Below are 19,506 nucleotides of genomic sequence, written 5' to 3' on the forward strand. Positions count from 1 at the left end.
GGGAGGGGGCGCGCCCCCCCCCCCCCCCACGTACCTCTCCCCCCCCCCCCCCCCCCCCCCCCCCCCCCCCCCCCCCCCCCCCCCCCCCCCCCCGCCCCCTTTCCCCGCCCCCGCCCTACGTCGCCTCCCCGACAGGCGGCACACCGCCTTCCCCGCGACGCGCCCCCGGACGGCTCCCTTGCCCTGGGCGTCACGCCGATCTTTTTCGGGGCGCGGCCCCGGGGCGGTTTCCTTGCGTTGGGCGTCACGCCGATCTTTTTCGGGGCGCGGCCCCGGGGCGGTTCTTCTGCCGAGGCGGCACGCCGTGTAGTTAGGGGCGCGGGGAACTGCGCGCTCAGCCACGGCGCTGGTGCGCCATGAAAACCGGCCCCAGCGGGGCAGTCGCTGTTGTTCTCGGGCTGAAAGCCCGGTGGGGGCTGGTCGCGCAGTTCCCCGCGCCCCTAAAAACAGGTCCTGCGCCAGCGTGGCGCGCGTACCCGTTGCCCCTAAAAGCAGGCCCTGCGTCGGCCCGGCGCGCGTAGCTGCGGCCCTGGGGGCGTGAGCTGAGGGATCGGCTTACCCACGAGGGTCGAAGCGGCGGCCGGCGCGGGTGGAGGCGGCTGCGTAGAGGCCGGGAGGAAGGTGCCGGGCAAGGGACACGGCGAGTTTGTAGCGAGCGGAGGGCACGCTGAGAATGCGCCGACGGGCGAGATCACGCAGAGCCGCCGTGACCACGGCATCGGCGTCGAGCCAGGCGAAGGAGGGCAGCCGGGAGGCGTCCATCCCGGCCCGGGCGTGGAATTCGGTGCGGACGAAGCCGGGGCACAGGGCGAGGAGCCGCACCCCGGACCCGGCCGTCTCGGCGGCCACGCCCTCGGTGAAGTGGACGATCCACGCCTTGCTGGCCCCGTACGTGCCGCGAGGCATGTAGGCCGCGACGGACGAGACGTTGATCACGTACCCGCGCCCCCGCGGGCGCATGGTCTCGACGGCCGCGCCGGTGAGGCGCAGCACGGCCTCGCAGTGCAGCTTGAGCATGCGCAGCTCGTCGGACATGGGGGCGTCGAGGAAGGTGCCGTGGTTGCCGAAACCGGCGTTGTTGACGAGGACGTCGACGGGCCGTTCCCGGTCGCGCAGCCGCGCTTCGACGGCGGCGATCCCGTCGTCGGTGGTGAGGTCGGCGGGGAGCGCCTCGACGTCGGCCCCGTACCGCTCGCGCAGCCCGGCCGCGGTGTCGGCGAGCCGCTGTTCGTCGCGGGCGACGAGGACGAGGGCGTGTCCGTCGGCGGCGAGCCGTCGTACGAAGGCCGCTCCGATGCCGGAGGTCGCGCCGGTGACCAGTGAAGTCGTCATCCCGGCAGCGTACGGGCCGCCGCCGGACCCTTCGTCAACGCGCCGGACTCAAGCGGCTGTTGACCGCCTCCAGATACGTACGGTTCATGGTGTCGGCCGCGGCCATGACCCGCGGCAGCAGCTCGGACTCCAGGGTCATCGCCCGGAAGAGGAAGGCGACGGTGACCTCGTGGTCCGGCCGGTGCACGACCTCGACCGGGTCCCCCGCGCGGACCTCGCCCGGTGTGATCACCCGCAGGAACGGGCCAGGCAGCCCCTCCTGGGTGAACCGCTTGACCCATCCGCGTTCGTCCAGCCACCCGGCGAAGGTGCGGCACGGGATGCGGGGCGAGGTCACTTCGAGGACGAGCCCCGCGGCGCCGATCCGCCAGCGCTCGCCGATCAGCGAGGCGTTGACGTCGATGCCGGTGGTGGTCAGATTCTCGCCGAAGCGGCCGTCGGGCAGCTCGCGCCCCAGCCGCCGCTCCCAGCGGTCGAGATCCTCGCGGGCGTACGCGTACACCGCCTGTTCGTCGCCGCCGTGGAAGCGCAGGTCGCAGACGGTGTCCCCGGCGAGGCCGCCGCCCGCGACGCCGCGCGGTCCGGGCGCCGTGACGGCGACGGGTCCGGTCACCGGGAGCTTCCCGATGCCGGTGAGGCCGCCTTCGCCGTCGGTGTAGGGCACGACGAGGGGGCGGGCGACGTTCACGGAGCGCACTCGGGACATGGGAGGCAGCCTATTTCGCGTCGCGGGCGAGGCGGCGGCGGATCGCGTCGCGGTCCTCGCGGGGGAGGGCGTCGAGGCCGGTCAGCAGCGGCAGCAGCTCGGGCTCGGTGGTGAAGGCCCGGAAGGACAGCGCGACGGTGACCTCGTGGTCCGGCCGGTGCACGACCTCGACCGGGTCCCCGGCGCGGATCTCGCCCGGCTCGATCACCCGCAGATACGGGCCCGGCAGTGCCGCGTCGGTGAAGCGCCGCAGCCACCGGTTCTCGCCGAGCCAGCCCGCGAAGGTCGCGCACGGGATGCGCGGGCAGGACACCTCCAGGAGGGGTCCGCGCGCGCCGATCCGCCAGCGCTCGCCGATCAGCGAGGCGTTGACGTCGATGCCGGAGGTGGTCAGATTCTCGCCGAAGAAGCCGTTGGCGAAGGTACGGCCCAACTCGCGGCCCCAGTGGTCGAGGTCTTCGCGGGCGTACGCGTAGACGGCCTGGTCGGCGCCGCCGTGGTGCTTGACGTCGTGCGCGCGGTCACCGGCCAGACCGACCGCGCCGTCCCCCTTCGGACCCGGCGCGGTGACCCGTACCGGGCCGGTGACCGGCCGTTTGTCGATGCCGGTCGCCGGCAGCCGCTTCCACGGGTTGGGGCGCGGGTGGCCGATGTTGACGCTCAGCAGCAGTCCCATGCGGGGCGCGCCTCCGCTCTCAGGGCTGGTAGAGGTACGGGGTGGTGACGCTCAGGGCACTGAAGCCGAGGCGCTGGAGGATGGGGCGGCTGGCGTCCATCGCGTCGACCTGGAGGTAGCGGTAGCCGCGGGCGGCGGCGATACGGGCCCGGTGGGCGATCAGCGCGCGGTAGACGCCGCGCCCCCGCCACTCGGCGACGGTCCCGCCGCCCCACAGGCTGGCGAAGTCCTTGCCCGGCGGCATCTCCATGCGGGCCCCGCAGACCGGCCGGTCGCCCGCCATCGCCAGCACCAGCGCGATCTCGTCCGGCGCCTGCGCGAGCGCGTCCAGCAGCCGCTCGCGCAGCTGCTCCGCGCCCGTACCGAACGCCTCCTCGTGCACGGCGGCCAGCAGGTCCACCCCGGCGGCGTCGGTCACCTCCACCAGCCGTACGCCGTCCGGCGGGACGGGCTCGCCGGGCAGCGCCGCGACCTCCGCGACCATCAGCGTCTCCGGCTCCTCCGGCACGAACCCCGCCGCGCGCAGCCGCTCGCCCAGATCCGCCGGCCGGTCGTGCGAGTAGAGCTTCCACTCGAACTCCCGGCCCGCCCCCTCGGGCGACTTCAGCCACGCGAGCTGCGCCTGGACCGCGGGGCCCGCGCTGTCCTCGTCCAGCTCCGACCAGAGCACCCCGCTCCAGTCGTGCATCGCGGCCCCCACCTGCCGCACCACCCCGCCGCTCCGCTCCACCCGCGTCCCCGCCCCCTCCGGCGGAGCGTCCCGCCGCATCTGAGCATCGAACAACCCGAGTACATAAGCGCGATCCATCCCCCCATCCCAACACGCCCACCCCCCCACCCCCAACCGATTTCCCCCCGCGACGCGCCCCGCCGGGAGAGGCGTCAGGCGAGGGATTCGAGGGTGTGGTCGATGTCGGAGGGGGTGTTGTAGAGGTGGAAGGCGAAGCGGAGGGAGGTGGTGGGGGTGGAGAAGCGGACGGCGGCGGCGGTGAGGCGGGCGGGGGCGGTCGGGGGGAGGGCGACGGTGACGGTGGCGGAGGGGCCGGGGACGGGGGTGTGGCCGAGGGCGGTGAGGCCGTCGCGGAAGCGGGCGGCGAGGGCGGTGTCGTGGGCGTGGATCGCGGGGACGCCGATCTCCTCGATCAGGGAGAGGGAGGCGGCGGCGCCGACGAGAGGGAGGTAGGCGGGGCGGGCGTCGAAGCGGCGGGCGCCGGGGGCCAGCCGGATGACGGGGCCGTAGCACCACTCCCAGGGGTCGTCGGCGGCGTACCAGCCCGCGAAGCCGGGGGAGAGGGTCGGCTCGGCGCCCGCGCGCACGGTCAGGAAGCAGGCGCCGTGCGGGCTGAGCAGCCACTTGTAGGCGTGGCAGACCACGTAGTCGTAGTCGTCGGCGCACAGCGGGAGCCAGCCGACGGACTGGGTGCCGTCCAGGAGCGTACGGGCGCCGTGGGCCGCGGCGGCGGCGCGGACCGCGGGCAGGTCGGCGACCCGGCCGTCGGCGGACTGCACGGCGCTGACGGCGACCAGCGCGGTGCCCGGCCGCACCGCGTCGGCGAGCGCGTCCAGCGGCACGATCCGCAGGTCCAGGTCCTCGCGGGCGGCGAAGGGCTGCACGAGGGAGCTGAAGTCCCGGTCGGCGACGACCACTTCGGCGCCGGGCGGCAGCCGCGCCGCGATCAGCCCGACGCTCTCGGCGACCGTGCTGGCCAGCGCCACCCGCTCCACCGCCACCCCGACGATCCGGGCGTAGGCGGCGCGCGCCGAGACGACGGCCGCCTCGAAGGCGTCGGTGTCGGGGCGGCCCGCCGCCCACTCGTCGACGGCCCCGCGCAGCGCCGCCGCAGTGCGGGCCGGGAGCAGCCCGACGGTGGCGGTGTTGAGGTAGGGCGCGGCGGGGTCGAGGTCCGGATACTCGGCACGGATGAGGCGGTCCGCGGCGAGGCCGCCCCCCGAGGTGCCGCCGGCGCCCGCGCCCGTACCCCTGCCCGCGCCCGTACCGCTGCCTGTACCGCTGCCTGTGCCTGTGCTGCCGAATGCGATGGCGTCCATGGCTCCTCAGCGTGGCGCGGGCCCGCCTCAAAGTCCATTACCGATATCTGTCGGGTATCCCTAAGTTCCGCTTATGGTGGGCGGATGATCGAGGCACGTCATCTCCGGGTGCTGCGGGCCGTCGCCCGCACCGGTTCGTTCTCCGCGGCGGCCCGCGAACTGGGCTGCACCCAGCCCGCCGTCAGCCAGCAGATGAAGGCGCTGGAGCACTCCGCGGGCACCCCGCTGCTGGTCCGCGGCGCCCGCGAGACCCGGCTGACGGAGGCGGGTGACGTGCTGGTCAGGCACGCCGTCGGCATCCTGGCCGGGCTGACGGCGGCCGAGGAGGAGGTCGCGGCGATCGCGGGGCTGCGGGCCGGACGCGTACGCCTCACCTCGTTCCCCTCGGGCAGCTCCACGCTGGTGCCGGGCGCGGTCGCGGCGATGCGCGCGCAGTACCCGGGCACGAAGGTGTCGCTGGAGGAGGCCGAGCCGCCGCGCTCGGTGGAGATGCTGCGCGCGGGCGACTGCGACATCACCCTGGCGTTCCGCTACGTGGATCTGCCGACCCCGGCCGAGGAGTCGTGGGACGACCTCGTCGTGCGCTCGCTGCTCACCGACCGGCTGGTCGGCGTCGTGCCCGAGGGGCACGCGCTCGCTGTCGGCGGGCGCCCGGTGGACATCGCGGAGCTGGAGCAGGAGCAGTGGATCGCGGGGTGCGCGCGCTGCCGCCGCCACCTCGTGGAGGTGTGCGAGCGGGCCGGGTTCACCCCGCGGATCGACTTCGCGACCGACGACTACCCGGCGGTGGTCGGCCTGGTGGCGGCCGGTCTCGGGGTCGCGGTGCTGCCGGAGCTGGCGCTGGAGTCGGTACGTCCCAAGGGCGTCGCCGTGGTGGAGGTGCGTCCGGCCGTGCAGCGCGAGGTGGTGGCCCTCACGCTGCCCGATCTGGCGAACGTCCCGGCGGTGGACATGATGCTCGGCCGCCTTGCGCAGGCGGCGGCCCGCTGATCTCAGGGCACCGGTCGCCCGTCAGCCGGGCCCGGCGGGCGGCGCGCCGCGCGTGCCGTACGCGGCAGGGCGGACGGGGCCGACGCGGCCGACGGGGCCGACGGAACCGGGAGTGCCGACGGCGCCGGGAGTGCAGGAACGATTCTGCTGGCGTCTCGCGGAAGCGCGCTCACACGTGGGACGCGTCGCGGATGTCGGACGCGTCGTGCAGGTCGGCGTCGTGCAGGTCAGAATCGTGCAGGTCAGAGTCGTGCAGGTCAGAGTCGTGCAGGCCAGAGTCGTGCAGGTCGGCGTCGTGCAGCTCGGACCTGTCGTCCAGGTCGGCGTCGTGCAGGTCGGTCGCGTCGCGCACGTCCGACGGCTCGCGCTCGGAGCGGGCCGCTTCGGCGTCCGCCGAGGGCATCCGCGACCGCGAGCGGCCCATCATCGCCTCGCGCTCGTCCTCGGTGAGGCCGCCCCAGACCCCGTAGGGCTCGCGGACGGCGAGGGCGTGGGTGGCGCATTCGGCCCGTACGGGACAGCGCATGCACACCTCCTTGGCGGAGGCCTCGCGCGCGCTCCGGGCGGCGCCCCGCTCGCCCTCGGGGTGGAAGAAGAGCGAGCTGTCGACGCCTCGGCAGGCGGCCACGAGCTGCCAGTCCCAGAGGTCGGCGTTGGGGCCGGGAAGGCGGGAGAAGTCTGCCATTGCTTATCCCCTCGGAGGGTGTGTGTCGGTCTGGGAGGCCGTGAAGAGTCAGCGTCTCGACCGTACATCTACTGTCGTAGTAGATGTAAATATGACTCATCGCCAATCTAGTGGCGAATAGCCCACAAGGCGCGAAAGAGCGTCCAAACAGTGAAAAATCTGGCATAACACCCGTTCGGCAGCATCCGGGCAGGGCCGCTCGGCCGTAGAGGAATCGTTCCGCCTCCGAAATACCGGCTCTCTCACCCGTCTGACCTGCGGCCTGGGCGATCCGTGTGCGCATGATCACGTAGAGTGCCGATGACCGTCGGCAAACTTCGTAACTCTTTCGGGTGAGGGTCGTTGAGTCTGGCGGAAGCGGTTGGCGGACAAGTGAATCGGGCAGGTGCCCGAGGCCGTCAGCCTCAACGGTGAACATTCGTACAGCCTGGAGGCACAACGTGACGCGGTTCAGCTGCGGAGGGCGGTCATGACTTCTGTCCTCGTCTGCGACGACTCCCCGCTCGCCCGAGAGGCCCTGCGCCGCGCGGTGGCCACCGTGCCCGGTGTCGAGCGCGTAACCACCGCGGCCAACGGCGAGGAAGTCCTCCGCCGCTGGGGTGCCGACCGGTCGGACCTGATCCTGATGGACGTCCGCATGCCCGGCCTCGGCGGCGTCGAGACCGTACGGCGGCTGCTGTCGGCCGACCCCGGCGCCCGGATCATCATGCTCACGGTCGCCGAGGACCTGGACGGTGTGGCGCTCGCCGTCGCCGCCGGTGCCCGCGGCTACCTGCACAAGGACGCCTCGCGCGCCGAACTGCGGGCGACCGTGACGCAGGCGCTGGCCGACCCCACCTGGCGGCTCGCCCCGCGGCGGCTGCGCTCGGCCGAGATGGGCGCCGCGCCCACCCTCACCGCCCGCGAGATCCAGGTGCTCGAAGGCATGAGCCACGGACGCTCCAACGCCGAGATCGGCCGCGAGCTGTTCCTCTCCGAGGACACCGTGAAGACGCACGCCAGGCGGCTGTTCAAGAAGCTCGGCGCGTCCGACCGGGCCCACGCCGTGGCGCTCGGCTTCCGCTGGGGCCTGGTTCGCTGAGCCGTCGTGTCGTACGCCCGAGAGGGCGGCCGTTCCGGCGAAGTCGCCCACAAGTCCTCGGTTTCCCGGGGGAGGACGCATGCTTGACGTATGGACTTCCTCGGGGATCGGCGGGGGCCTCACATGGCGGAGATGACAGCGTCGGGTTCGGCCGCTCATAACGCTTCGGTGCAGAAGTACGGCCGCGATGACGCGGATCGCGCCGCGGCGAGGCACCATGGGTGGATGCGCGACGACGACACTCCGGCCATCGGTGCCCTTGTCCGGCGCGCAGTCGACGGCGACGAGCAGGCGACACACGACCTGCTCGCGCATGTCCACCCGCTCGCCGAGCGGTACTGCCGCACCAAACTGTCCCGTCTTCCGGGCGACGCCCGGCACTTCGTCGACGACCTCGCCCAAGAGGTCTGTCTCGCGGTGCTGTGCGCCCTGCCCCGCTACCGCGACCTGGGGCGGCCGTTCGAGGCCTTCGTGGTCTCCATCGCCGCCCACAAGGTCGCCGATCTGCAACGGGCCGCCATGCGCGGGCCCGGCAGCACCGCCGTTCCGTCCGACGAGATGCCGGAGAAACCGGACGATTCGCTCGGCCCCGAGGAGCGCGCGCTGCTCAACAGCGACGCCGCCTGGGCCAAGAAGCTGCTCGACAACCTCCCTGACCACCTGCGCGAGTTGGTGCTGCTGCGGGTCGCCGTCGGGCTGAGCGCCGAGGAGACCGGCCAGGTGCTCGGCATGTCGCCGGGGGCCGTACGGGTGGCGCAGCACCGCGCGCTCAGCCGGCTGCGCGCCATCGCGGAACAGACGGCGGGGGCGCCCGCCGCCGGGGACGCGCCGGGTCTCTCGGCGTAGGACACGCGGAAACGGACGGGCGGGCCCGGCACCGGGCCCGGCACCCGGGTGCGACGGCGCGGTCCGGCCGCGCGGTCCGACCGCTGGTGACCGTACGGGTGTACGGGCCCGGCCGAGGGCGTCATGGGAATAGCGGCGAAGCCACTACCATTGAACAACTCGCCGGGCAAGACCATTCGGGAAGGTGTCATGACGCTGAACGCCGACGGAGTAGCTGAGAAGTTCGCCACACTCGGGCTGACCTATGACGATGTGCTGCTGCTTCCGGGGGCGTCAGAGGTGCTGCCCAACCAGGTGGACACCTCCTCCCTCATCTCCCGCAACGTCCGGGTGAACATCCCGCTGCTGTCCGCCGCCATGGACAAGGTCACCGAGGCCCGGATGGCCATCGCGATGGCCCGCCAGGGCGGCGTCGGCGTGCTGCACCGCAATCTGTCGATCGAGGACCAGGTCAACCAGGTCGACCTGGTGAAGCGGTCCGAGTCCGGCATGGTCACCGACCCGATCACCGTCAGGCCCGACGCGACGCTCGCCGACGCGGACGCGCTCTGCGCGAAGTTCCGGATCAGCGGCGTGCCCGTCACCGACGCGTCCGGGCGGCTGCTCGGCATCGTCACCAACCGCGACATGGCCTTCGAGAGCGACCGCTCCCGCCAGGTCCGCGAGGTCATGACCCCGATGCCGCTGGTCACCGGCCAGGTCGGGATCTCCGGGGTCGACGCGATGGCGCTGCTGCGCCGCCACAAGATCGAGAAGCTGCCGCTGGTCGACGCCGACGGCAAGCTCAGCGGGCTCATCACCGTCAAGGACTTCGTCAAGGCCGAGCAGTACCCGAACGCGGCGAAGGACTCCGAGGGCCGGCTGCTGGTCGGCGCCGCCGTCGGCGCCAGCCCCGAGGCGCTGGACCGCGCTCAGGCGCTGGTCGGCGCGGGCGTCGACTTCCTCGTCGTGGACACCTCGCACGGCCACAACAGCAACGCGCTGAACTGGATGGCGAAGATCAAGTCCAGCGTCGGCGGGGTCGACGTGGTCGGCGGCAACATCGCCACCCGTGACGGCGCCCGCGCCCTCATCGACGCCGGTGTCGACGGCGTCAAGGTCGGTGTCGGACCCGGCTCCATCTGCACCACCCGCGTCGTCGCGGGCATCGGCGTCCCGCAGGTCACCGCGATCTACGAGGCCGCGCAGGCGTGCATCGAGGCCGGGGTGCCGGTCATCGGCGACGGCGGCCTCCAGTACAGCGGCGACATCGGCAAGGCGCTCGCCGCGGGCGCCAGCAGCGTCATGCTCGGCAGCCTGCTCGCCGGGTGCGAGGAGTCCCCCGGGGAGCTGCTCTTCATCAACGGCAAGCAGTTCAAGTCCTACCGGGGCATGGGGTCGCTCGGCGCGATGCAGTCCCGCGGCCAGGGCCGCTCCTACTCCAAGGACCGCTACTTCCAGGCCGAGGTCTCCTCCGACGACAAGCTCGTGCCCGAGGGGATCGAGGGCCAGGTGCCGTACCGCGGACCGCTGTCCGCCGTCCTCCACCAGCTCATCGGCGGTCTCCGGCAGACCATGGGCTACGTCGGCGCCGCCGCCGTCTCCGAGATGGAGTCCAAGGGGCGGTTCGTCCGCATCACCGCCGCCGGGCTCAAGGAGTCCCACCCCCACGACATCCAGATGACCGTAGAGGCCCCCAACTACCACGGCTGACGCCGCGCTTGCGCGGGACCTGGTCCTCCGGGCCGGGGCCCCGGGCGGTTCTTCTCCCCGCGCCCCCACGGGGCACAGGTCCTGTGCCGAGGCAGCGCGCGGGGGCGCATCCCCGACGGGGCACGGGCCGCCCGCGGGCCGAACGGGGATACTGAGGGGCCGCAGGTCAAAAGAAAGGCGCAGGACGTGACAGAGATCGAGATCGGTCGGGGCAAGCGAGGCCGCAGGGCGTACTCGTTCGACGACATCGCCGTCGTGCCGAGCCGGCGCACCCGGGACCCGAAGGAGGTCTCGATCGCGTGGCAGATCGACGCGTACCGCTTCGAGCTGCCGTTCCTCGCGGCGCCCATGGACTCGGTGGTGTCGCCGGAGACGGCGATCAGGATCGGGAACCTCGGCGGCCTCGGGGTGCTGAACCTCGAAGGGCTGTGGACCCGGTACGACGACCCGGAGCCGCTGCTCGCGGAGATCTCGGAGCTGGACGACACCCGGGCGACGGCCCGCCTCCAGGAGATCTACGCGGCGCCGATCCGCGAGGAGCTGATCGGGCAGCGGATCAAGGAGGTCCGGGACGCGGGCGTCGTGACGGCCGCCGCGCTGTCGCCGCAGCGCACCGCGCAGTTCTCGAAGGCGGTCGTGGACGCGGGCGTCGACCTGTTCGTGATCCGCGGCACCACGGTCTCCGCCGAGCACGTCTCCGGCTCGCACGAGCCGCTGAACCTCAAGCAGTTCATCTACGAACTCGACGTGCCGGTGATCGTCGGGGGCTGCGCCACGTACACGGCGGCGCTGCACCTGATGCGGACCGGCGCCGCGGGCGTCCTCGTCGGCTTCGGCGGCGGCGCCGCGCACACCACGCGCAATGTGCTGGGCATCCAGGTGCCGATGGCGACCGCGGTGGCCGATGTCGCCGCCGCCCGCAGGGACTACATGGACGAGTCCGGCGGCCGGTACGTGCACGTCATCGCGGACGGCGGCTTCGGCGCCAGCGGTGACCTGCCCAAGGCGGTCGCGTGCGGCGCGGACGCGGTGATGATGGGCTCGCCGCTGGCCCGCGCCACCGACGCGCCGGGCCGCGGTTTCCACTGGGGCATGGAGGCGGTCAACACCGAACTGCCGCGCGGCAAGCGGATGAACCTCGGCACCGCGGGCACCACCGAGCAGATCCTGCTCGGCCCGTCCCACGCGCCCGACGGCTCGATGAACTTCTTCGGCGCCCTGCGCCGCTCGATGGCCACCACCGGCTACTCGGACCTGAAGGAGTTCCAGCGCGTCGAGGTGACGGTCTCCCCGACCCACCACCGCTAGGGCGCACACGCATTAGCACGGACGAGGGGCCGTACCGCCTGCGCGGTACGGCCCCTCGTCGCGTCACGGCGCGGTACGCGTCACCGCGCCGGGGCGGTTGTCGTCAGTTGTCGCCCGCGTGCTTCGCGACGCCGAAGGAGATGAACGCGGCGACGGCGAGGAAGAGGAAGCGCATGAAGCTGAAGTCCTGCTTCCACGAGTCGAGCAGGTCGCCGAAGTGGTGGAAGAAGATGTCGGTGACCGGCATCGAGCCGCCCTGGCCCGACACGTAGTGGCTGATCACCAGGGCGCCGCCGAAGAGTTCGCCGAAGACGACCGCGAACAGCGCGAGCAGGACGGCCACGAACGGCAGGGCCGGGTTGCGTCCGCCGGCCTTGCCGACGGCGAGGCCGACGAGCGCGCCGACGCCGATCGCCATCAGCCGGAATTCGTGGGTGCTGCCGTCGTCGCTGGACAGCGCGCGCAGGATGCCGCCGTACGCGAGCGCGGCGACGATCGCGGCCAGCAGGCCGACCAGGAAGCCGAGTCCGGGGTTGTCGCGGCGGGCGACCGGCGCCGGCGGCGGGTAGGCGGCCGGGTTGAAGGCGCCGGGCGCGGGCGGCGCGCCCCACTGCTGCTGGGGCTGCTGACTGTAGGGCGCCTGGGGCTGCTGCGGGTAGCCGTATCCGGCGCCCGGCGGCGGTCCGTACGGATTCTGGCCACCGGGCTGCTGCGGCGGCGGGTAGTTGGCGCTCATGGGGTCCCCCGGGATACGGCATTCGACGATGGACGCCGAAATCTAGCAGCAGGGGGTGACAATCGGACAAGTTGTTCTTCCGGTCGTTACATGACCACTACACGCGGATCGGGAACCCCGCCGCGGCGGGCCGCTACAGCCGCGCCGCCGCGCCCGCGGGCGTCGCCCCCCTTGTGTCCAGCAGGAGTTGCGCCTTGACCGCCAGACCCTGGAGGTCGTACGTGCGGTGGTGCTGGAGCAGCACCGTCAGATCGGCCTCGGAGGCGGCCTCCCACAGGGAGTCGGCGCGCGGCACCGGACGGTCGAGAACGCGCCACTGCGGTACGTAGGGGTCGTGGTAGCAGAGCTGCGCGCCGAGTTCGATGAGCCGGGTGCCGATCTCGCGGGCGGGGGCGCCCTCCTGGGAGGCCAGGTCGGCCTTGTAGGTGACGCCGAGCAGCAGGACGCGGGCGCCGCGCAGGGACTTGCCGTGCTCGTTGAGCAGCGCGGCGGCGCGCTGGACGACGTAGCGCGGCATGCGGGAGTTGACCTCCTGGGCCAGTTCGACCATCCGCAGCGGGTGGCCGAGCATGCGGACCTGGCCCTGGGCGGGCATGGCGGCGAAGAGCGGGACGGCGTTGGGGTCGAGGGCGGCGGCCGGGCCGCCGACACCGGGTCCCGGTCGGAACGCCTGGAAGCCGAACGGCTTGGTCTCGGCGCAGCGGATCACGTCCCACAGGTCGACGCCGAGGTCGTGGCAGAAGACCGCCATCTCGTTGGCGAAGGCGATGTTGACGTGCCGGTAGTTGGTCTCCAGCAGATTGACCGCCTCGGCCTCGCGGGGGCCGCGGGCGCGCACGATGCGTTCGGTGAAGCGGCCGTAGAAGGCGGCGGCGGCCTCGGTGCAGGCGGGGGTGCAACCGCCGATCACCTTGGGGGTGTTGGCGAGGTGGAAGTCCCGGTTGCCGGGGTCGAGGCGGCTGGGGGAGTAGGCGAGGTGGAAGTCCCGGCCCGCGCGCAGACCGTCGGCCTCCAGCAGCGGGCGCAGGAACCCCTCGGTGGTGCCGGGGTAGACCGCCGACTCCAGGACGACGGTGGTGTGCGGGCGCAGGTGCCCGGCGAGCGCGCGGGCGGCGGCGGACACCGCCGTCAGGTCCAGGGCGCGGTCCTCGCCGAGCGGGGTGGGCGCGCAGATCACGGCGGTCCTGACCCGGCCGAGCACCGCCGGGTCCGCGGTCGCGCGGAAGCCGCCCGCGAGCATCCGGCGCAGGTCGGCGGCGGCGAGCGTGCCCGGCGGTACGCGGCCCGCGTTGATGTCGGCCGCGGCGGCCGGGTCGGGTTCGTAGCCGATGACGCCGACGCCCGCGGCGGTCGCCGCCTGGGCGAGGGGAAGTCCGGTGCGGCCGAGTCCGAGCACTGCGAGGTCTGCGGGCATGCGGTTCAGTCCTCTCCCTTGCGACCACCACGGGGACTCCACGGATGGCTCCACGGATGGCTTTAAATCAGGCTAACCAGACAAATGACTGATATGACCGCACGGCGCGCCGTGCAGTCATCCGGGTTACGGGCAGAAGAGGCACGGGATCGCCGGGTAGGAGAGGGACGGCCCGGACGCCCTGCCCGCAGGGCGTTCACCGCCTCGCCGCACCGCGGGCGCGCCCCGGCACCCCCCTCGACGGCGGGTCAAGGGTGGCCGCTCGCGGCGGTGGCGGTCACTATCGAGTGGAGGGCTATCCACCGCGGCGGCACGCGAGAGCGCCGCCACCATGGGAGGCACACGGATGCGTACGTCAACACTGGGCCCCGCCGAGCGGGCCGGGGCACTGGCCCGGATGGCCGAGCACGAGCTGGACCTGCTGGTCGTGGGCGGCGGGGTGGTCGGCGCGGGAACAGCGCTGGACGCCGTCACCCGTGGCCTGTCCACCGGTCTGGTCGAGGCCCGCGACTGGGCGTCCGGCACGTCGAGCCGGTCGAGCAAGCTGATCCACGGCGGCCTGCGCTACCTGGAGATGCTGGACTTCGCGCTGGTCCGCGAGGCCCTCAAGGAGCGGGGCCTGCTCCTGGAACGCCTCGCCCCGCACCTGGTGCGGCCGGTCCCGTTCCTCTACCCCTTGCAGCACAAGGCGTGGGAGCGGCTCTACGCGGGCTCCGGCGTCGCGCTGTACGACACCATGTCGGTCTCCTCCGCGCACGGCCGCGGTCTGCCGGTGCACCGCCACCTCACCCGTAAGCACGCCCTCCAGGTCGCGCCCGCGCTGCGCAAGGACGCGCTGGTCGGCGCGCTCCAGTACTACGACGCGCAGGTCGACGACGCGCGCTTCGTCACCACCCTGGTGCGTACCGCCGCCTCCTACGGCGCGCAGGTCGCCAACCAGGCGCGGGTGATCGGCTTCCTCCGCGAGGGCGAGCGCGTCGTCGGCGCGCGGGTCCAGGACGGCGAGCAGGGCGGCGAGTACGAGATCCGCGCCAAGCAGATCGTCAACGCCACCGGGGTGTGGACCGACGACACGCAGGCGCTGATCGGCGAGCGCGGCCAGTTCCACGTCCGCGCGTCCAAGGGCATCCACCTGGTGGTCCCCAAGGACCGGATCCACTCCACCACCGGGCTCATCCTGCGGACCGAGAAGAGCGTGCTCTTCGTCATCCCCTGGGGCAGGCACTGGATCATCGGCACCACCGACACCGACTGGGACCTGGACAAGGCCCACCCGGCGGCGTCCAGCGCCGACATCGACTACCTGCTCGAACACGTCAACTCGGTGCTGTCCACCCCGCTGACCAGGGACGACGTCCAGGGCGTCTACGCGGGCCTGCGTCCGCTGCTGGCCGGCGAGTCGGACGCCACCAGCAAGCTCTCGCGCGAGCACACCGTGGCGCACCCGGTGCCGGGACTCGTGGTGGTCGCGGGCGGCAAGTACACGACGTACCGCGTGATGGCCAAGGACGCGGTCGACGAGGCCGTGCACGGCCTGGACCACCGGGTGGCCGAGTGCTGCACGGAGGATGTGCCGCTGGTCGGCGCCGAGGGCTACCACGCGCTGTGGAACGCCCGCGCCCGCACCGCCGCCCGCACCGGACTGCACGTCGCCCGGGTGGAGCACCTGCTCAACCGGTACGGCTCGCTCGCCGAGGAGGTGCTCGCGCTGATCGCCGAGGACCCGTCGCTGGGCGCCCCGCTGACCTCGGCCGACGACTACCTGCGGGCCGAGATCGTCTACGCGGCGATGTACGAGAGCGCCCGCCACCTGGACGACGTGCTCGCCCGCAGGACCCGGATCTCGATCGAGACCTTCGACCGCGGCACCCGCAGCGCCCGCGAGGCCGCCGAGTTGATGGCACCCGTCCTGGGCTGGGACAAGGACCAGATCGACAAGGAAGTGGCCTACTACGAGAAGCGCGTGGAGGCCGAGCGCGAGTCGCAGCTCCAGCCCGATGATCTGACCGCGGATGCGGCCAGGCTGGGCGCGCCCGATATCGTTCCCCTCTAGGCACGGTGCGTCTCGGGGGAGACGCGGCGCGCGTCGGGGGAGCGGGCGGAAGGGCGCGAGATGACGGGACAGGCCGACGAGGGGCGGTTGGTCGCGGGCCGGTACCGGCTGCTCGAACGCATCGGCCGGGGCGGCATGGGCACCGTGTGGCGGGCCGAGGACGAACTCCTCGGCCGGCAGGTCGCGGTGAAGAAGCTGCACCCGCCCCAGCCGCACATGCACGACGACGAGTTGGCCACCCTCTTCGAACGCACCCGCCGCGAGGCGCGCGCCGCCGCCCGGATCAGCCACCCCAACGTGGTGGTCGTGCACGACGTCGTGGACGACGAGGGACTGCCGTCCATCGTCATGGAGTACGTCCCGTCGGTCACGCTCGGCGAACAGCTCAAGAAGCACGGACCGCTGCCGGTCGCCGAAGTCGCCAGGATCGGCCGCGGCATGGTCGCCGCGCTGCGGGCCGCGCACCGCGCCGGAGTGCTGCACCGCGACGTCAAGCCGGGCAACGTCCTGCTCGGCGTCGAGGGCGGCGCGCCCGTCGAGGGCGGCTCCGCGGAACAGGGCTACGGCAGCGGGCGCGTGGTCCTCACCGACTTCGGCATCGCCCAGGCGTCCGGCACCTCCACCCTCACCCGGACCGGCGAACTCATCGGCTCCATCGACTTCCTGTCGCCCGAGCGGATCAGGGGCGCCCTGCCCGGGCCCGAGGCCGACCTGTGGGCGCTGGGCGCCACCCTCTACCAGGCCGTCCAGGGCGAGTCGCCCTTCCGGCGGCCGACCGCGATCGAGACCGCGTACGCCATCGCCGAGGAGCCGGTGCTGCCGGCCGCCAACGCGGGCGCGCTGACCCAGGTGATCGCCGGGCTGCTCGCCAAGGAACCGGCCGAGCGGCTGTCCGCGGCCGAGACCGAGCGGCTGCTGCGGATTCCGCTGGCAGAACCCGACACCGGGCAGGTCGACACCGACCGGTTCACCTACCCCGCGGGCGACGGCCGGACCGCCACCGTGACCCAGGTGCCCGGCGCCCCGCCCCCCGGCGGCGCGCACTCCCCTCCGTACGCCGACTCCTTCGGGCCCCCGCCGCCCTACTCCACGGGAACCGGTACGGGAACGGCCGCCGGTTTCGGTACGGGGGCGGGCGGTTCAGGCCCCGACACCGGCCCGCACTCCGGCGCGCACCGCCCCGAACGGCCGCGCCGCCGTACCGGAGCGTGGATCGCGGGCGTCGCCGTCCTCGCCCTCGTGGCCGCGGGCACCGCCTTCGCCGTCATCCACAACGGCGGCTCCGGTACGGACGCGAGCCCCGGCCCCACCACCGCGGTCAGCACACCGCCCACCGGCACCACGTCCTCGGCCGGTCCCACGCCGAGCACCACGGCGCCGCCCCCGCCGGTCCCCGACGGCTACCACCTGGTCACGGAGTCCGACCACGGTTACGCGGTGCCGGTGCCCGACGGCTGGACGCGGCAGGTCAAGAACGACGGCGACGAGGTCGACTTCATCGACCCGACCGGCAAGATCGGCCTGAAGATCAGCTCGCTGGACTTCGGCAGCGACGACCCGTACGAGCACTGGCTGACTCTGGAGCCGCAGACCCAGGAGCAGGTTGACGAGTACCACCGTGAACGGATGATCCGCACCGTGCAGTTGGGGATGCCCGCCGCGCTGTGGGAGTTCACCTTCCAGGGCTCGGTCCGCAAGTTCCATGCGATCGACCTCGGATTCGGCAAGCCGGGTGGTCGTGAGTACGCGGTCTACCTGTCGGCTCCGGACGCCGAATGGGACACCTACCGACCGGTGTTCACGAACGCTGTGGCCGGTTTCCGGCTATCGAACCCATAAGCCGGGTTCGCTTCCGCGTCCCCCGTTCGGGGATGATGGGTGTTTACACGTCCAGCACTCCAGAGGGATCCCATGAGCGAGGTCGAAAGTACCGACGGACGCGTGCTCGCCGACCGGTACCGCCTCGGCGAAGTCCTCGGCAAAGGCGGCATGGGCACGGTGTGGCGCGCCGTCGACGAGACGCTGGGCCGTACCGTCGCGGTCAAAGAGCTGCGTTTCCCCGGCAACGTCGACGAGGACGAGAAGCAGCGCCTGGTCACCAGGACCCTGCGCGAGGCCAAGGCCACCGCGCGGATTCGCAACACCGGCGCGATCACCGTCTTCGACGTGGTCAAGGAGGACGACCGGCCGTGGATCGTCATGGAGCTGGTCGAGGGCCGCTCGCTGTCCGACGCGATCCGTGAGGACGGCCCGCTCACGCCCAAGCGCGCCGCCGAGGTCGGCCTCGTCATACTCGACGTCCTCAAGGCCGCCCACAACGCCGGCATCCTGCACCGCGACGTGAAACCCTCCAACGTCCTGCTCGCCGACCGCGGTTCGGACCCCGCGGGCCGCGGCGCCGGGCGCGTGGTCCTCAGCGACTTCGGCATCGCCCAGATCGACGGCGACCCGTCCGTCACCTCCACCGGCATGCTCGTCGGCGCCCCCTCGTACATCTCGCCGGAACGCGCGCGCGGCCAGAAGCCGGGCCCGCCCGCCGACCTGTGGTCGCTCGGCGCGCTGCTCTACGCCTCGGTCGAGGGCCGCCCGCCCTACGACAAGGGGTCGGCCATCGCCACCCTGACCGCCGTGATGACCGAGCCGGTCGGGCCGATGACCAACGCCGGGCCGCTCGCCGAGGCGATCAAGGGCCTGCTGGTCAAGGACCCGGCCCAACGCCTCGACCACGACGCCGCGTACGCCCTGCTGTCCACCGTCGCGCACGCCCCCGAACGCCCGGTCGCGCCGCCCACCTCCGACGCCCGTACCGTCGTGCTGAACGTGGACCCGCAGCCCACCCCGACCGACGCTCCCGCTGCCTCCGGCGGGGGGACCCCCACCGCCGGAGGCGAAGCCGCCGCCGACCAGGCCCGGGTGCGCGACGCGCTGCGCTCGGTCCGCAAGGCCGCCGCCGCCAAGATCCCCGCGAAGCCCGCGACGTCGGCCGCCGCCCCTGAGCCGGGCGGCCCCGTCCCGCCGCCCGCCCCGCCGCGCGCGTCGCTCACCGACGTCGTACCGCGCCGCACGATGGTCATCGTGGCCGCGGCGATCGTGATCGTCCTGCTGGGCACGGTGATCGGCATAGCGCTCGCCAACTCCGGTGGCGGCGACGGCGGGAACGGATCGGCGTCGAAGCCGAAGGGCGGGGCCTCGGCCTCCGCGTCGACCGGCGCGAAGAACGACGACGACAGCAAGGGCGGCACGGACGACAGCAAGTCGCCGTCGTCGCCGGGCAGTTCGGCCTCCGCGCCGACCACCCCCGCCTCGTCCCCGCCGGCCACCGGCGGCTCGGACGCCGTACCGGCGGGCTTCTACCGCTACGACGACTCCGAGGGCTTCTCGATAGCCCTGCCCAACGGCTGGAAGCGCGTGGGGGACAACGGGTACGGCAGCGGCTCGAAGTTCCGGGGCTCGGACGGCAGCGAGTTGCTCGTGGACTGGACGCATTCGCCGGGGCCGAGCGCGCTCAAGGACTGGCAGAACGCGGCGAAGACCGCCAAGTCCGGCCGGAACGGCATGCCCGGCTACCAGGAACTCAAGGTGGCCCAGACGCAGTACCGCTCGTACGACGCGGCCGACTGGGAGTACAAGCGGGACGTGAAGGGTAAGCAGGTACACGTCCTGAATCGCGGCATGGTGACGGACCCGAAGCACGGGTACGCCATCATGTTCACGACTCCGGCCGACGCGTGGACCAGCGATACCAGCACCAAGGCCCTCACGACCTTCTTCGCTACCTTCAAACCGGCCAAGTGAGCCTTCCGCAGCACGTATTGTGAGTAGCCGTGGACTGTCCGCAGCCGGATTCCGTTCGGATCGGACCGCTTCGGGTACAAGGTGGGGTGCGGGTGAGGGTTCCCGCACGGATGGCATCGGGTCGGGAAGGGCCGGAGAGGGGG

The 19,506-nt window shown here is 72.8% G+C and carries 16 protein-coding genes and 1 pseudogene; 8 read left to right on the forward strand and 9 right to left on the reverse strand.

Annotated elements, in window-relative coordinates:
- Positions 1-555: 555 nt before the first annotated feature.
- The 5 genes from ACZ37P_RS15045 to ACZ37P_RS15065 form a co-directional block, all read right to left on the reverse strand.
- Complete coding sequence (locus ACZ37P_RS15045; RefSeq protein ID WP_401855577.1) at positions 556-1,332, reverse strand: SDR family NAD(P)-dependent oxidoreductase; 777 nt, start codon at positions 1,330-1,332, stop codon at positions 556-558.
- 34 nt (positions 1,333-1,366) lie between these two features.
- Positions 1,367-2,038, reverse strand: coding sequence for an MOSC domain-containing protein (locus ACZ37P_RS15050; protein WP_391163412.1), 672 nt, complete (start codon positions 2,036-2,038; stop codon positions 1,367-1,369).
- A gap of 10 nt (positions 2,039-2,048) precedes the next feature.
- A complete protein-coding gene (locus ACZ37P_RS15055) occupies positions 2,049-2,714 on the reverse strand; it encodes an MOSC domain-containing protein (protein ID WP_391050438.1) in 666 nt (221 codons plus the stop codon).
- Positions 2,715-2,733: 19 nt separating this feature from the next.
- Positions 2,734-3,522 (reverse strand): GNAT family N-acetyltransferase, encoded by a 789-nt coding sequence (locus ACZ37P_RS15060; RefSeq protein ID WP_467346727.1) that lies wholly within the window; start codon positions 3,520-3,522, stop codon positions 2,734-2,736.
- Between the two features lie 74 nt (positions 3,523-3,596).
- Positions 3,597-4,763, reverse strand: coding sequence for an aminotransferase class V-fold PLP-dependent enzyme (locus ACZ37P_RS15065; RefSeq protein WP_467346729.1), 1,167 nt, complete (start codon positions 4,761-4,763; stop codon positions 3,597-3,599).
- Between the two features lie 84 nt (positions 4,764-4,847).
- Here ACZ37P_RS15065 and ACZ37P_RS15070 point away from each other — a divergent pair, with 84 nt between their 5' ends.
- Positions 4,848-5,753: a LysR family transcriptional regulator gene (locus ACZ37P_RS15070; RefSeq protein ID WP_355336797.1), complete on the forward strand. Its 906-nt coding sequence runs from the start codon at positions 4,848-4,850 to the stop codon at positions 5,751-5,753.
- Positions 5,754-5,922: 169 nt separating this feature from the next.
- Here ACZ37P_RS15070 and ACZ37P_RS15075 read toward each other — a convergent pair whose 3' ends face one another.
- Together ACZ37P_RS15075 and ACZ37P_RS15080 are read right to left on the reverse strand one after the other, a co-directional pair.
- Positions 5,923-6,156: a pentapeptide repeat-containing protein gene (locus tag ACZ37P_RS15075; protein WP_467346850.1), complete on the reverse strand. Its 234-nt coding sequence runs from the start codon at positions 6,154-6,156 to the stop codon at positions 5,923-5,925.
- A pseudogene (locus tag ACZ37P_RS15080) lies at positions 6,130-6,438 on the reverse strand (WhiB family transcriptional regulator); the annotation flags it as partial. The gene ACZ37P_RS15075 and the pseudogene ACZ37P_RS15080, both read right to left, overlap by 27 nt.
- A 469-nt stretch (positions 6,439-6,907) precedes the next feature.
- Between ACZ37P_RS15080 and ACZ37P_RS15085 the strand changes: the two are divergent.
- The 4 genes from ACZ37P_RS15085 to ACZ37P_RS15100 all read left to right on the forward strand — a co-directional run bounded on the left by ACZ37P_RS15085 (position 6,908) and on the right by ACZ37P_RS15100 (position 11,365).
- Positions 6,908-7,519: a response regulator transcription factor gene (locus tag ACZ37P_RS15085; RefSeq protein ID WP_003948568.1), complete on the forward strand. Its 612-nt coding sequence runs from the start codon at positions 6,908-6,910 to the stop codon at positions 7,517-7,519.
- Positions 7,520-7,744: 225 nt separating this feature from the next.
- A complete protein-coding gene (locus ACZ37P_RS15090; RefSeq protein ID WP_355336798.1) occupies positions 7,745-8,365 on the forward strand; it encodes a sigma-70 family RNA polymerase sigma factor in 621 nt (206 codons plus the stop codon).
- Positions 8,366-8,554: 189 nt separating this feature from the next.
- Positions 8,555-10,057, forward strand: coding sequence for an IMP dehydrogenase (gene guaB, locus ACZ37P_RS15095; RefSeq protein ID WP_355336799.1), 1,503 nt, complete (start codon positions 8,555-8,557; stop codon positions 10,055-10,057).
- A gap of 186 nt (positions 10,058-10,243) precedes the next feature.
- The gene (locus ACZ37P_RS15100) at positions 10,244-11,365 is read left to right on the forward strand and encodes a GuaB3 family IMP dehydrogenase-related protein (protein WP_355336800.1); all 1,122 of its coding nucleotides are present in this window, start codon (positions 10,244-10,246) and stop codon (positions 11,363-11,365) included.
- Positions 11,366-11,468: 103 nt separating this feature from the next.
- On the opposite strand, the gene ACZ37P_RS15105 is transcribed toward ACZ37P_RS15100, so the two are convergent.
- Positions 11,469-12,101, reverse strand: a complete 633-nt coding sequence (locus tag ACZ37P_RS15105) for a hypothetical protein (protein WP_467346732.1) — start codon at positions 12,099-12,101, stop codon at positions 11,469-11,471.
- Positions 12,102-12,234: 133 nt separating this feature from the next.
- Positions 12,235-13,515: a nucleotide sugar dehydrogenase gene (locus ACZ37P_RS15110; RefSeq protein WP_355336803.1), complete on the reverse strand. Its 1,281-nt coding sequence runs from the start codon at positions 13,513-13,515 to the stop codon at positions 12,235-12,237.
- A gap of 346 nt (positions 13,516-13,861) precedes the next feature.
- Between ACZ37P_RS15110 and ACZ37P_RS15115 the strand changes: the two genes are divergently transcribed.
- From ACZ37P_RS15115 to ACZ37P_RS15125, 3 genes are all read left to right on the forward strand, one after another.
- Complete coding sequence (locus tag ACZ37P_RS15115; RefSeq protein WP_188281981.1) at positions 13,862-15,568, forward strand: glycerol-3-phosphate dehydrogenase/oxidase; 1,707 nt, start codon at positions 13,862-13,864, stop codon at positions 15,566-15,568.
- A gap of 60 nt (positions 15,569-15,628) precedes the next feature.
- The gene (locus ACZ37P_RS15120) at positions 15,629-17,407 is read left to right on the forward strand and encodes a serine/threonine-protein kinase (RefSeq protein WP_467346735.1); all 1,779 of its coding nucleotides are present in this window, start codon (positions 15,629-15,631) and stop codon (positions 17,405-17,407) included.
- A 72-nt stretch (positions 17,408-17,479) separates the two neighbouring features.
- Positions 17,480-19,363 carry a serine/threonine-protein kinase gene (locus tag ACZ37P_RS15125; protein ID WP_391163406.1) on the forward strand — a complete coding sequence of 628 codons (1,884 nt, stop codon included), beginning with the start codon at positions 17,480-17,482 and terminating at the stop codon, positions 19,361-19,363.
- Positions 19,364-19,506 lie beyond the last annotated feature (143 nt).

Source organism: Streptomyces sp. NPDC024632 (assembly GCF_055559175.1).

What these genes read in the sequence shown, in the direction of transcription:
- ACZ37P_RS15045 (WP_401855577.1), bottom strand. Translation starts at nt 1,332, where the DNA reads ATGACGACTTCACTGGTCACCGGCGCGACCTCCGGCATCGGAGCGGCC.
- ACZ37P_RS15050 (WP_391163412.1), bottom strand. Translation starts at nt 2,038, where the DNA reads ATGTCCCGAGTGCGCTCCGTGAACGTCGCCCGCCCCCTCGTCGTGCCC.
- ACZ37P_RS15055 (WP_391050438.1), bottom strand. Translation starts at nt 2,714, where the DNA reads ATGGGACTGCTGCTGAGCGTCAACATCGGCCACCCGCGCCCCAACCCG.
- ACZ37P_RS15060 (WP_467346727.1), bottom strand. Translation starts at nt 3,522, where the DNA reads ATGGATCGCGCTTATGTACTCGGGTTGTTCGATGCTCAGATGCGGCGG.
- ACZ37P_RS15065 (WP_467346729.1), bottom strand. Translation starts at nt 4,763, where the DNA reads ATGGACGCCATCGCATTCGGCAGCACAGGCACAGGCAGCGGTACAGGC.
- ACZ37P_RS15070 (WP_355336797.1), top strand. Translation starts at nt 4,848, where the DNA reads ATGATCGAGGCACGTCATCTCCGGGTGCTGCGGGCCGTCGCCCGCACC.
- ACZ37P_RS15075 (WP_467346850.1), bottom strand. Translation starts at nt 6,156, where the DNA reads ATGCCCTCGGCGGACGCCGAAGCGGCCCGCTCCGAGCGCGAGCCGTCG.
- ACZ37P_RS15085 (WP_003948568.1), top strand. Translation starts at nt 6,908, where the DNA reads ATGACTTCTGTCCTCGTCTGCGACGACTCCCCGCTCGCCCGAGAGGCC.
- ACZ37P_RS15090 (WP_355336798.1), top strand. Translation starts at nt 7,745, where the DNA reads ATGCGCGACGACGACACTCCGGCCATCGGTGCCCTTGTCCGGCGCGCA.
- guaB (WP_355336799.1), top strand. Translation starts at nt 8,555, where the DNA reads ATGACGCTGAACGCCGACGGAGTAGCTGAGAAGTTCGCCACACTCGGG.
- ACZ37P_RS15105 (WP_467346732.1), bottom strand. Translation starts at nt 12,101, where the DNA reads ATGAGCGCCAACTACCCGCCGCCGCAGCAGCCCGGTGGCCAGAATCCG.
- ACZ37P_RS15110 (WP_355336803.1), bottom strand. Translation starts at nt 13,515, where the DNA reads ATGCCCGCAGACCTCGCAGTGCTCGGACTCGGCCGCACCGGACTTCCC.
- ACZ37P_RS15115 (WP_188281981.1), top strand. Translation starts at nt 13,862, where the DNA reads ATGCGTACGTCAACACTGGGCCCCGCCGAGCGGGCCGGGGCACTGGCC.
- ACZ37P_RS15120 (WP_467346735.1), top strand. Translation starts at nt 15,629, where the DNA reads ATGACGGGACAGGCCGACGAGGGGCGGTTGGTCGCGGGCCGGTACCGG.
- ACZ37P_RS15125 (WP_391163406.1), top strand. Translation starts at nt 17,480, where the DNA reads ATGAGCGAGGTCGAAAGTACCGACGGACGCGTGCTCGCCGACCGGTAC.